Here is a 12,824-nt window from a genome sequence, read left to right as displayed (position 1 = left end):
ATACTCCATATGCTGTAGGCTACAAACATTATCAAAAAAATCCCCCTACTTCAAAAAAAGTAGGGGGGATTATTCATCTTATAAATGATCTCTTCTTAATTCTTCCTGTGAACGTGGTGAGATGTATGCTGGTGCTACATCATAAACGGTTTTTGCACCGTATTGTTTTTCTTGACTTAGGCGATGCGCTGCTCGGGCATACGCCACTAACACGCTAGCAGTGAATTCAGGATTGCTGTCTAGTTTAAGAGAAAATTCATAAATTTGTTTGTTGTTTTCTCCTGTGTTACCACCACGAATTACGAACCCACCATGTGGTGCTTTGGAATGGTCGCGTTTTAATTCTTCTTCTGTGATAAAATGGACTTCTGTGTTATAGTCAGCAAAATAGTTTGGCATTGTTTTAATTTCGTTTTCGATTGCTCCTGTGTCCGCACCATCTTCTGGTACGATGTAGCAAACGCGATTGTGTTTCTCAGCTGTTTCTAATTTTGGATTTTCTCCACTACGTACTTTTTCAATCGCCTTTTCGGAAGGGATTGTATATTGTACGCCATTCTTTACTCCATTTACTCTTCTTACCGCATCAGAGTGTCCTTGGCTTAGGCCTTTACCCCAGAATGTATAGTTTTCCCCATTTGGAATGATTGCATCTGCCATCACACGGTTAATGGAGAATAAACCTGGGTCCCACCCTACTGAGATGATAGCAGTTGTATTACTTTTACTTGCTACTTCATCCACAGATTGGTAAAATTCAGGGATTTTTGCATGTGTGTCGAAACTATCAACGGTATTGAACATGCTTGCAAAGTGTGGGGTTTGTTCAGGTAAATCCGTTGCAGAACCTCCACAAAGTAGCATAACATCTATTTCATCTTTATAATTCATAGCATCTGATATATGTACAGCTTTAACACCAGGTTCGTTTAGTGGTAGAGATTCAGGTTCCCTTCTTGTAAAAACTGCTACTAATTCCATATCAGGAGTTTCTTTAATCGCTTTGACTGCACCTTTTCCTAGATTACCGTAACCAACGATTCCTAGTTTGATTTTGTTAGCCATTCTATGTCCTCCTTTAAATTAACTCATCTACTGATATAACTTTAAATAATTTTTCCTAATAAATCAAACGTGGCATACTGATTTTTACAACTTTCTGAAATTCCTTATGACATATTAAAATTCTTCATCTTTTGCTACTTTTAGGTCATTTGGCTAATCATCCGCAATACGATATGCAAATACACTTTCTTATCCTACCGAAATAAAACTTAACCATTCGCTAAAGTCCAATATAGGGTGCGGAGTTTTCAGAAAATAATTCGCTTCGAAAGATAATTCAGAATATGTTACACTAAAAATAAATCGTTTTCGCTTTTTTGGAGAGGAGTCCGAGATTTGGATTTACAGAAAAAGGTATCGAAGCTTTCGAAAGATGAATTAGTGGAATTAGTGCTATATCTAGTAGAAGGGGACGAGGATGTTGAAAGAAAAGCGGAGTTTAAGCTTTTAACTCCAAATGATGAAGTAAAAGCTAGTAAACAACTAATTAGAAAATATATAAACGAGAATAAAAGGCAAGGATTTATTTCATGGAGAAATGTACATGCTGCATTGCAAGGAGCGGAGATGGTCCTTGACAAAGGTAGGGAAAAATTAGTAAACGGAGAAGAAGATACTGCTATTCGATTAGGAATTTCGGTGCTTTCCATCGTCATTGATATGCTCCAGTACGCCGATGATTCAGGTGGTGAAGTCGGGTATATAGTAAATGAAAGTATCACGCTTCTTAAAGATGCGTCATCTATGATTCTAGTATCTACAGATCTCCGCATACAGGACAATATGTTCCAACTTATCTTGAAGGAATCCATGCAAAAACGATACGATGGTTGGAGTAATATTCGATATGAACTTTTAGATGTTTGTACTATTTATTCTGCTCGAGTCAATTCAAGACGGAAATTGGAAGAAACATTGGAAAAACTATTTGCTGATATATCTACTATCTCCTCAAGATCTTCAGACTATGATCAGCAGTCCATTAACCAATTACAGTTGAAGGTTTTAGAAAGAAATGGGGAATTAGAGAAAGCAGAGCAACTTATTAATGACAACTTAGATTTCGATGAGTTTAGAAAATTAGCTATTGAAAAAGAAATGGCTAATGGGAATTATGAGGCCGCCTTAAAGATATGTGAAGATGGTGAGGAAAATGATAGTGACTATCCAGGCCTTGTAAAGAAGTGGAAACAATACCGACTGCAAATTTATGAAGCGACAGAAGATATGGAAAAACAAAAAGAAGTGTTACTTGATTTTGTTTATGATAATGAATACGAAGCTTACGCAAAACTAAAAGATTTATATTCAGAAGAGGAATGGAATGGAGTTTTAGATAAGATATTTGAGGTTCTTGAAAATAAATCAGGCTATTTACCACATGTTTACGTGTATATAGCAAAAACAGAAAACAGAAGTGATAAAGTGTTGATATACTGTGAACAATCACCGATTACTATTGTAGAGCTCTATCCATATTTAATAAATGATTTTCCTGATAAGGTAGAAGATATATTTACAAAATATATTAGATTCGAAGCAGACCATGCTTCGGAAAGAAAAAAATATCGTAATGTATGTAGAAAGCTTACTGTATTTAAGGAAGCGTGCGGCGAATCAAAATTTAAAGGGCTAGTAAAAGAACTGAAGCAAACTTACGGCCGAAAACCTGCGTTTGTGAATGAGTTAGAGAAAGTAGTTAGATAGGTTAGAAATTTTTAAAGCAAAGGGGGCTCCCTTTGCTTTTTTTAGCAGTTAGGAAAGTTTAGAGCGAACATACTCCCTGCATAATCGTAATTAAGGCATTTGCCAAGCCTAATAGCGAATGCAAAGTTTTCTAATCATTCTTTTATCACGTCTTTATATTCTTAACATTAATAAAGTTTATACGTGGAAAAGGTTTGGCGATAAAAAAACATAATCCAATTAGTTGAATTACTTCAATTCATTGTATTATGGTAATAGTAAATATTTTCAGGAAGGAAGAGTACCTTGAAAAGAAGGGTTGTTGTAACAGGTACAGGAGTTGTTTCCCCACTTGGCAATGATGTGGAAACGCTATGGAACAGCATTAAAAGTGGGAATTCGGGCATCAAAACGCTGAACTCAGAGGAATTTAAAGATATTCAAACTCAAATGGCTGGAACTATTGATGATTTTACTATAGAAAACTACCCGGATGCAAAGGACTTAAAAAAATATGATTTATTTACACAGTATGGATATGCTGCAGCGATGCAAGCTTTGGAAGAATCTAACATCGATATGGATGGTGTGGATAAGGACCGTGTAGGAATTTATATTGGTTCAGGTGCTGGAGGATTACAAACACTGTTACATAATCACAAAATCATGTTGGAAAAAGGGGCTAAAAGGGTATCACCATTCTTAATTCCTACGTCCATTCATAATATGGTTTCTGGATTAGTAGCGATTAAGACCGGGTTTCGTGGACCTAGTTTAGCAACGGTTTCTGCATGTGCAACGAGTAATCATGCAATAGGAGAAGCTTATTTCAACATTGCCCATGGATATTCAGATGCGATTTTAGCTGGTGGAGCAGAGGCGACCATTACTCCGCTTTACTTTGCGGGTTTTTCAAAAATGCGTGCCATGTCAACAAAGAATGAAGAGCCGGAGAAGGCTTCACGTCCATTTGATAGAGACCGAGACGGCTTTGTTATGTCAGAAGGTGCGGGTGTTTTATTTCTGGAAGAATATGAACATGCAAAAGATCGCGGTGCCACGATACTTGGTGAAATTGTTGGGTATGGTAGTACAACAGATGCGTATCATATTACAGCACCAGATTATCAAGGTGCAGCAAAAGCAATGAAATTAGCGATAGAAAGGGCAGAAATAAAACCAGAAGATGTTGATTACATTAATGCTCATGGGACAAGTACACCAACTGGAGATATATCGGAGACGAAAGCAATAAAAGAAGTATTCGGTAATCATGCCTATCGACTTAAAGTAAGTTCTACTAAATCCATGACTGGCCACATGTTTGGAGCAGCAGGAGCTGTTGAGGCCATTATTACGCTAAATAGTATGAAGAACAATATTTTCCCGCCGACGATTAATTTGGAAAAACCTGATCCGGAATGTGATTTAGATTATGTTGCGAATCAAGCGGTAGAGGGTACTATAGAAATTGCCTTATCCAATGGTTTTGGATTTGGTGGACATAATGCGGTTATTGCTTTTAAAAAGATATGAGGTGAGATTGATTGTCTACAAAAACGATATTAAGTGTAACAGAAAGAAGAAAGGCTTTGGAAAATCTCTATCCAATTTGGCCTAGAGATACCATTGCAAAACATTTCGAAAAATCATGCCGAGAGTATAAAGACAGACCGTATATTTACATAAATGAAGAAGAATTAACATACGGGGAAATATGGGACCTGGCAGTTCAATATGCGAAGGCGTTTATGAAACTTGGAGTAAAACGAAGAGATCATATCGCGGTTTTAATGAATAATGATTCCACCTATCCATCATTGATGATTGCATCATCCATGGTCGGAGCGGTGTTTATTCCAATTAATGCGATGCTTACGAAAGGTGAATTAGGATATATTGTTTCCCAATCGGACACACAGTATTTGCTAGTACAACAAAAGGTGAAAGATAAACATCATGCAGAAGTAATAGAGGAATTACTGGATACCCCAGAATTTCGGGAGAATAGTCAACTAGAAAAAGTGGTATGTATACCAACTGATGAGAAAGATTCCATCGATAAGCGTTTTCTCCTTTGGGATGACTTTCTAAAAGGGGCGGATACCGTTTCCGATAAGGAGTTCCAACAAAGATGGAATGAGTCTCGTTACCCAGATGAAGTAGCCATTATTATGTATACATCTGGCTCAACAGGAAATCCAAAGGGTGTCATGTTAACGGATGACATGCTTCTCCGTGCTGGTTATGCCACCTGTATGAGTAGAGCAATTGAAGATGGTCGCGTAACATTCGCACCATTGCCGTTTTATCACTGCTTTGCGATTATTGAAGCAATTTTTGCTATGTCCTTTGTTGGGGGTTCGTTTATTTCGGCTCTCGGTTCGTCCCCACTTCAGTCTTTACAATTAATGGAAAAATATAAAGCAAATGATTATTTATGTGTGCCATCTACTTTGGTTCCATTGTTAAATCATCCTCGTGTTTCCGAGTTTGATTTATCCAGCCTTTTTGCCATGTGGTGTGGTGCAGCGCCTGCCCCCGTACCTGTATGGCAAAAAGCAATGGATGTATTGGGATTAACAGAAATAATTACAGGTTATGGACAAACAGAGGTTTCTTCCTCAGGGGTAACAACGGAAATTGGGGATCCTTTAGAACGGATTTCTACAAGAGTAGGACGTCCAAAACTAGGTGGTTCTAGTAGTGTGCCTGAATTTAATGGAAGTAATGTTCAATATAAAACGATTGATCCAGATACAAGAAAAACGTTGCCCGCAGGTTCTATTGGTGAACTTGTAGTAAGGGGAAATACAGTAACGCATGGCTATTATAAGAAACCTGAGGAAACAGCGTCCGTAATTGATAAAGATGGATGGTTACGTACTGGAGATGTGGGAAAAATCGACGAAAACGGCTATATTCAGCTTCTTGGAAGAAGTAAGGAAATGTACAAAGTTTCTGGAGAATTAGTGTCTCCACGTGAAGTAGAAGTCGTCATTTCCGAGCATCCAGCAGTTAGTCAGGTTAATGTCATAGGGGTGCACGATTCTTTAACAACGGAAATAGGAGCAGCGTTTATCGAGCTTAAACTAGACGAATCTTGTACAAGAAGAGATATAATAGAATGGTGTTCTTCTCGACTTGCCAAGTTTAAAATACCACGTCATGTATGGTTTGTTAAAGTATCCGAATGGCCAATGACAAGTACTGGAAAAGTACAGAAATTCCGTCTCAAAGATATTGCCAAAGAAAGATTAGCTAAATAGAAACAGTTAGGGGAGACAATAATGACAGATAGATGGCATCAAGAAAATATGCGTGTCCAATATAAAGATACAGATCAAATGGGTGTCGTTCATCACGGGAATTATGTAACATGGTTTGAGGTAAGCCGAACAGAATGGATTCGTCAGCATGGATTTGCTTATCGTAAAATGGAGGAATTGGGAGTCTTGCTTCCAGTTTTAGACATAACCGTTCAGTATAAGAAATCTGCCCATTATGACGACTGTGTTGCAATCTTTTCTAAAGTAACAAAATATTCTCCAGTACGAATTGAGTTTTGTTATGAAGTGAGAAGAATTAGTGAAGACGAATTTTCACAGGAAATAGGCGAAACAATGGAACCATTTGGTGAGTTACTTGCGACAGGAACATCAAAACATATGTGGGTAGACCGTGATTGGAAACCAGTGCGAATAAATAAAGTAGCACCAGAAATTTATGAAATTCTTGAAAAAGCAATGGGGTAGGGGGACATTACACCTCCCCAACCCCTCCTATTTTTGGGCTATATTTAATTCCCTTTTATCTAAAGTGCCTGTACTCGAAAGTTGATCACATTCGTGAAAAGCAAAATGTTTACATCCGAAACACTTTTTATAATTAATTGTAGTTAACGCATAATTAATTGCTTCCCCAGTCCGTTCAAATATATGTTCTTCTCCTACTACCTTGTATAAACCTGATAATCTCATTTGCTCTTTTATTTCTGGTTGGAGACCAGAAATAAGGATGATTCCATCATTTTTCCTAAAGTATTGAACGATATTTCTAAAATTGGCTTCTCCTGTTGTATCCATAAATGGAACTTTTCCCATCCGTAAAATCAACACGTTTGGTTTGTAATGAATAGACTCCATGACACGTTGTTCAAAAAGTTGCGCCGCACCGAAGAAAAGCGGCCCTTCAATGGTATAGATGCTAATTTGTGGACAATCATGAGAATCGCTGACAACATGTGATTGTACGGTTTCATGTTGATTGCTATGGTCAGGAAGTACTTTGGAAACAATCGAAATGTTACTCATTCGTTTTGCAAATAGTACAAGTGCCAGAATAAGACCTACTAATACAGCCGTTGTGATACTAGTAAATACAGTCAAAAGGAATGTAACCAATAGAACGAGAGAGTCTCCAGTTTTTAATTTTAATAAATGCGCAAACTGTTTCCTTTCTGCCATATTCCATGCCACAATCATTAAGACTGGCGCCATACTTGCTAACGGAATTTGCGAGGCATAAGGTGCAAAGATAAGGACAGTCATTAAGACAAATACTCCATGAATAACACCTGACATGCGGGAAACTGCTCCAGACTTAATGTTGGTTGCGGTTCTTGCAATTGCTCCTGTAGCAGGAATACCACCAAATAAAGGTGTAACGATATTCGCAACACCTTGGCCAACTAATTCTCGGTTACTATTATGTTTACTGTTAGTCATTCCATCGGCAACTACTGCTGATAATAAAGATTCAATCCCACCCAGTGCAGCGATGGTAAAGGCAGGACCTATTAAATATATGATTCGTTCCAATGTTATTTCTGGAAATTGAAATGTTGGTAGTTGGCTCGGAATATTTCCATAAGTCGAACCGATTGTGGGAATGTTATTTTTTAAAAAGATCATCGCAATAATAGTGGAGACAATAAGACCAATAATTGACCCTGGTATTTTGGGAAATAACTTTGGTGTAATTAAAATGACTACTAAACAAACGATAGCTGTGATAATACTATATAGATTAATAGAATTTAGATGAAGAAAAATTTCTTTCATGTTATCGATGAATTTTTCATGTTTCTCTATATCGGATAACCCTAGGAAATTACCAATTTGCCCAGAAAATATAATGACAGCAATTCCTGAAGTAAAGCCAATCGTTACTGGACGTGGAATATATTTTATTAAAGAGCCTAGTTTGAAAAATCCCATGATACAAAGCATAATTCCAGCTAATAATCCAGCAAGTAATAAATCTTCATAGCCATAAGTGATGACGATGCCAAGTAGAATGGGAACAAAAGCCCCAGTAGGACCCCCGATTTGAAATTTCGAACCACCAAGTATTGAAATAATAATCCCTGCAATGCAAGAGGTGTAAATACCATACTCTGGTTTCACGCCAGATGCGATAGCAAAAGCCATGGCCAATGGTATTGCGATAACTCCGACGATTGTCCCTGAAAGAAGATCCTTTTGAAAATGACTCCATGAATAACCGTTAAAACGTTTAAACAAAAGCTCCTTCATACCTATATTCGAGCCCCTTTAATTTATTATTAAAGCTTTATTTTTTATCCAATTCTTTATACATAGAAATCGTATTAATTAGATGATTATCAAAAATTTCCTTTGCAACATCAAGTAATTTAATAATGGAAGGATCGCTTAGAGAATATACAACCCTTTTTCCATCCTTTGTTCCAACGACAATATTTTTTGCTCGTAATACACTTAATTGCTGAGAGACACTAGACCCCTCACTGTTTAAAATATTCTGTATTTCGTTCACACTTTTATCACCCTCTGCTAATAATTCTAAAATACGAATTCTTAATGGATGAGCTAGTGCTTTGAAAAAATCTGCTTTAAACTCCTGTAAATCTGACCACAATGTAAAAACATCCTTTCATTCCTATATATTCAAATATTTGAATATATAAATATAACTATACCCTAACTTTATTGTATTGACAAGGAATACTGTACGAATGGGAAAAAGCCATCCGTGTAAGTTGAATGGCTTTTTAGGAACTTATAAGACGACGAACTCTATTTTTAATCTTAGTTTGTATTTTATAGATGAGATTCCCATAATTTTCTTTTAGGTACTGAATGCCATATAATAAGTAAGCTTTATAATGGATATAAAAGAAAAATTGCAATTTGTTTAACTTATGAAGTTTGATAATCCTTATCTTCTTTAGAATATCCATAACTATGAATGCAAATAATCCATCAGATAGTATATTAGTAATGACAAATTTCTTGAAGTTTCCATAAGTATATTTCATAATCCACATGGAAATTGGCATATAGGGACCAATACTAAATGGAAGCTCATTGACTAAAAAAGATCCTTTCTTATTATAAAAGACCCACCACTTCTTTTTATTACCTATTATATGGTTAATGATTTCGAAAAAAACGATGATTATTCCGACCATGGAATAGCGCTTAAAGTTTCGTTTCCCGATAAAAATGAGGGATAACCAAGGAATAACTATGAGTAACATATTAAAAAGGCTATATCGTAGTTTGGAAGACATAATCTAGAACTCCTTTTTTGTGATAACTTTAATATCCCCAACTACTTTATTCATATCCGTCTTTTAGAAAGCTTTTTAAATGAATCATTATCTGAATATTAATTGAAGTCTAGCTTTGTAATGGTTATTTTCTATCTAACAGGGGTATTGTAAAGGAAAAGGAGTGAATTAGATTGCGTTATGTCATTATAGGTGGTGTTGCTGCCGGGATGAGTGCGGCAATGGAAATCATTCGAACGGATGAATCAGCAGAAGTCACAGTGTTAGAGCGAGGTACTGACTATTCATATGGGCAATGTGGGTTACCATATGTGGTTAATGGGGTGATTTCTTCATTAGATGATGTGATTGCTCGTAGTGTTAAGACTTTTAAAGAAAAATACCATATCGATGCAAGAGTAAATACAGAAGTGACAAGCGTAGATATAAAAGAACAAAAGGTAAAAGGAATCGATACAAAAACGAAGGGGGCCTTTGAAGTTCCATATGATCGTTTACTGATTGCCTCGGGTTCTGACCCAATTGTTCCGGATTGGGAAGGTGTTCAATTAAAAGGGACTCATACTTTGAAAACATTACGTGATACGGAAGGGATTATGAACGATTTAACGGATGAAGTGAAACATGTCACGATTGTTGGTGGGGGGTATGTAGGATTAGAGATGGCAGAGAGTTTTAAAACGCTCGGAAAAGCTGTAACCCTTATTCAACGTGGTCAACAAGTGGCGAAGATTTTTGATGAAGATATGGCCAAACTTATTCACGAAGAAGCAAAGAAAAATGGTATTGAATTAATTTTAGGGGAATCGGTTGGAGGGTTTTCAGGTAAAGACCGTGTAGAATCCGTCATGACAGATAAGAAATCATACGATACCAATTTCGTTTTACTAGCCATTGGAGTTCAGCCGAATACGAGCTTTTTAAAAGATACAGGGATTCATATGAATGATAAAGGTGCGCTTCATGTAAATGCGTATATGGAAACCTCCATTACAAATATTTATTCGGCAGGGGACTGTGCGACCCATTATCACATAGTAAAACAACTTGATGATCACATTCCATTAGGCACAACTTCTAATAAACAAGGAAGAATTGCTGGAGCAAATATGGCAGGGAATCCGTTAACGTTTAAAGGAATTGTCGGAACATCGATTGTGAAGTTTTTTGATTTAACGTTAGGTCGAACTGGTCTATCGGAAAGAGAAGCAAAGCGGTTAAATCTCCCATATTCCGTTCAGACTAGAAAGGCAAATTCGCATGCAGGATATTATCCAGGCGGGGAAACATTGCATATCAAACTCATTTACCATACGAAAACAAACGAATTACTTGGCGGTCAAGTAATCGGTAAAATAGGGGTAGATAAACGAATTGATGTGTTAGCAACTGCTTTATATAATAGAATGACCATTCACGAATTGCTTGATCTAGATCTAGCCTATGCACCACCGTACAATGGCGTATGGGATCCAATACAGCAAATCGCAAGAAAGGTGTAGAGACAGTGGGGACAGGTTCCTCGTCCCAGTTACATACAAATAAGTAGATTAGAGGCATTTTCTATTTAGGGGAAATGTCTTTTTTACTAATTTAAATATCATTCATAGAAAGGCTATCACGGTCGAGAGTTCCTCAAATACGTTTGAACTCAACCGAGAGAAAGGCTATCACGGTCGAGAATATCCTAAATACATTTGAACTCAACCGAGAGAAAGGCTATCATGGTCGAGAATGCCTCAAATACGTTTGAACTCGACCGAGAGAAAGGCTATCACGGTCGAGAGTTCCTCAAATAGATAAAGTCCATATAATTGTGTAAAAAGAAAGGTCATCTTTCATGACCCATGTTACAATGTTTTCGACCAAGAAAATAAAACATGGAGGTATGAAAAGATGACCCAGATTAATATTACTATAAATTTGGAAGACCTAAAAGAGAAAGTTGAAAATAGTTCTCTAGAATCCCCTGTAAAATCTTCCCTGGCCTTAATTTTGAATTCATTAATGGAAAAGGAAAGGGACGAATATATTAATGCTCTCTCTCATGAAAGAACTAGTAATCGCAAAGGGTATCGGAATGGTTACTATGAACGTGAGTTAATCACAGGTGCTGGCTCACTTAAATTAAAAGTCCCTCGTACGAGAGATGGGGAATTTTCACCGACAGCCTTTAAGAGATACGAGCGATATGACCAGGCATTAATCATATCCATGATGGAGATGGTTATTAATGGCGTCTCAACGCGTAAAGTATCTAATATCGTAGAGGAGTTGTGTGGAAAGAAAGTTTCGAAGTCCTTTGTGTCAGAAATTACGAAGGCACTGGATCCAATTGTTAATGAGTGGAAAAGTCGACCACTGAATGTCTATTACTACCCCTATATTTACGTAGATGCTATGTATATCAAGGTTCGAGAAGGTAGGCGTGTGGTTTCCAAAGGGGTTTATATTGCTTGTGGTGTAAATGAAAGAGGGTACAGGGAAATCATTGGCTTGAAAATTGATCATAAAGAATCTAAGGAATGCTGGTCTAGCTTTTTCGAGTACCTAAAATCTCGTGGTATTCATTCACCAAAAATGATTATCTCTGATGCTCATGCTGGTTTAGTTAAAGCTATTAAACAAACATTTTTAGGTACTTCTTGGCAAAGATGTGCAGTTCATTTTTTACGAAATATCATTGATACGATGCCTAAAAAGAATATGGAAGAAGTCAAGGATGATCTTAAGGCTATTTTCAGAACATCCAAACGTAAGCATGCCAATGAACTAAAGGAACGTTTTATGGATAAATACCAAAATACAAAAAGCCTTGAAAAGGCGATAAAATTGTTAGATTCAGGGTTTGAAGATGTGATGCAATACCATGCCCACCCACTAAAATATCATAAACATTTGAGAACTACTAATATGTTAGAACGTGTAAATAGGGAAATACGCAGAAGAGAAAAGGTAATTTCTATCTTTCCAAATGATCAATCAGCTATTCGAATAATCGGTTCTGTACTTATGAACATTGATAAGGATTGGGAGAATAAACAATACTTTAAGAATTATGACAAATACGAAGACGATTAGGAGCTTTACTCGAATAACGCCACCATTGACTTTACTTTTATCCGTGTTAGTGGTGCTGTCAAAGGATGGCTAAAAAACACCCTTTACGGGGCATCCTTCTCTAAATTGTAACACGGATAAATCGATTCTAAGCATCTGCTGGCGGGGCCCCGTCCCCTTCCAGCAAATACTAAGAATCGGGCGCTACAGTCAACGGCAAGCAGCATAGCTGTGGCTTGATCTGGTACTTAGATTTCACTTTAATAATATTTTGGTCGGAAATGTACTTTTACACACAAATATGGACTTGACTCTCAAATACGTTTGAACTCGACCGAGAGAAAGGTTATCACGGTCGAGAGTTCCTCAAATACGTTTGAACTCGACCGAGAGAAAGGTTATCACGGTCGGGAGTTCCTCAAATACGTTTGAACTCAACCGAGAGAAAGGCTGTCAC

At 37.0% G+C, this 12,824-nt stretch carries 10 protein-coding genes; 6 read left to right on the top strand and 4 right to left on the bottom strand.

Annotated features, from left to right (window positions below; all coding sequences use genetic code 11):
* Positions 1-78: 78 nt before the first annotated feature.
* Positions 79-1,065 carry a diaminopimelate dehydrogenase gene (locus A9178_RS14955; RefSeq protein ID WP_068676717.1) on the bottom strand — a complete coding sequence of 329 codons (987 nt, stop codon included), beginning with the start codon at positions 1,063-1,065 and terminating at the stop codon, positions 79-81.
* Positions 1,066-1,401: 336 nt separating this feature from the next.
* On the opposite strand from A9178_RS14955, the gene A9178_RS14950 reads away from it, so the two are divergent.
* From A9178_RS14950 to A9178_RS14935, 4 genes are all read left to right on the top strand, one after another.
* The gene (locus A9178_RS14950; RefSeq protein WP_068676715.1) at positions 1,402-2,772 is read left to right on the top strand and encodes a hypothetical protein; all 1,371 of its coding nucleotides are present in this window, start codon (positions 1,402-1,404) and stop codon (positions 2,770-2,772) included.
* A gap of 285 nt (positions 2,773-3,057) precedes the next feature.
* Positions 3,058-4,287 carry a beta-ketoacyl-ACP synthase II gene (gene fabF, locus A9178_RS14945; RefSeq protein WP_068676713.1) on the top strand — a complete coding sequence of 410 codons (1,230 nt, stop codon included), beginning with the start codon at positions 3,058-3,060 and terminating at the stop codon, positions 4,285-4,287.
* An 11-nt stretch (positions 4,288-4,298) separates the two neighbouring features.
* Complete coding sequence (locus A9178_RS14940; RefSeq protein WP_068676710.1) at positions 4,299-6,020, top strand: class I adenylate-forming enzyme family protein; 1,722 nt, start codon at positions 4,299-4,301, stop codon at positions 6,018-6,020.
* 21 nt (positions 6,021-6,041) lie between these two features.
* Positions 6,042-6,506, top strand: coding sequence for an acyl-CoA thioesterase (locus tag A9178_RS14935; RefSeq protein ID WP_068676709.1), 465 nt, complete (start codon positions 6,042-6,044; stop codon positions 6,504-6,506).
* A 27-nt stretch (positions 6,507-6,533) separates the two neighbouring features.
* Here the strand turns inward: A9178_RS14935 and A9178_RS14930 are convergent, their stop codons facing one another.
* The 3 genes from A9178_RS14930 to A9178_RS14920 form a co-directional block, all read right to left on the bottom strand.
* The gene (locus A9178_RS14930; RefSeq protein WP_068676707.1) at positions 6,534-8,288 is read right to left on the bottom strand and encodes a SulP family inorganic anion transporter; all 1,755 of its coding nucleotides are present in this window, start codon (positions 8,286-8,288) and stop codon (positions 6,534-6,536) included.
* 37 nt (positions 8,289-8,325) lie between these two features.
* A complete protein-coding gene (locus tag A9178_RS14925; RefSeq protein WP_068676705.1) occupies positions 8,326-8,652 on the bottom strand; it encodes an ArsR/SmtB family transcription factor in 327 nt (108 codons plus the stop codon).
* Positions 8,653-8,785: 133 nt separating this feature from the next.
* Positions 8,786-9,307 (bottom strand): hypothetical protein, encoded by a 522-nt coding sequence (locus tag A9178_RS14920; RefSeq protein WP_068676703.1) that lies wholly within the window; start codon positions 9,305-9,307, stop codon positions 8,786-8,788.
* Positions 9,308-9,480: 173 nt separating this feature from the next.
* Between A9178_RS14920 and A9178_RS14915 the strand changes: the two genes are divergently transcribed.
* Together A9178_RS14915 and A9178_RS14910 are read left to right on the top strand one after the other, a co-directional pair.
* A complete protein-coding gene (locus tag A9178_RS14915; RefSeq protein ID WP_068676702.1) occupies positions 9,481-10,809 on the top strand; it encodes an FAD-dependent oxidoreductase in 1,329 nt (442 codons plus the stop codon).
* A gap of 394 nt (positions 10,810-11,203) precedes the next feature.
* Positions 11,204-12,388 (top strand): IS256 family transposase, encoded by a 1,185-nt coding sequence (locus tag A9178_RS14910; protein WP_068673896.1) that lies wholly within the window; start codon positions 11,204-11,206, stop codon positions 12,386-12,388.
* The last annotated feature ends 436 nt before the right edge of the window (positions 12,389-12,824 follow it).

The sequence above is a fragment of the Oceanobacillus sp. Castelsardo genome (assembly GCF_001659985.1).
Taxonomy (GTDB): domain Bacteria; phylum Bacillota; class Bacilli; order Bacillales; family Amphibacillaceae; genus Oceanobacillus.
Note: the sequence above shows the minus strand (reverse complement) of the source record. Positions and strands in the feature narration are given on the sequence as shown.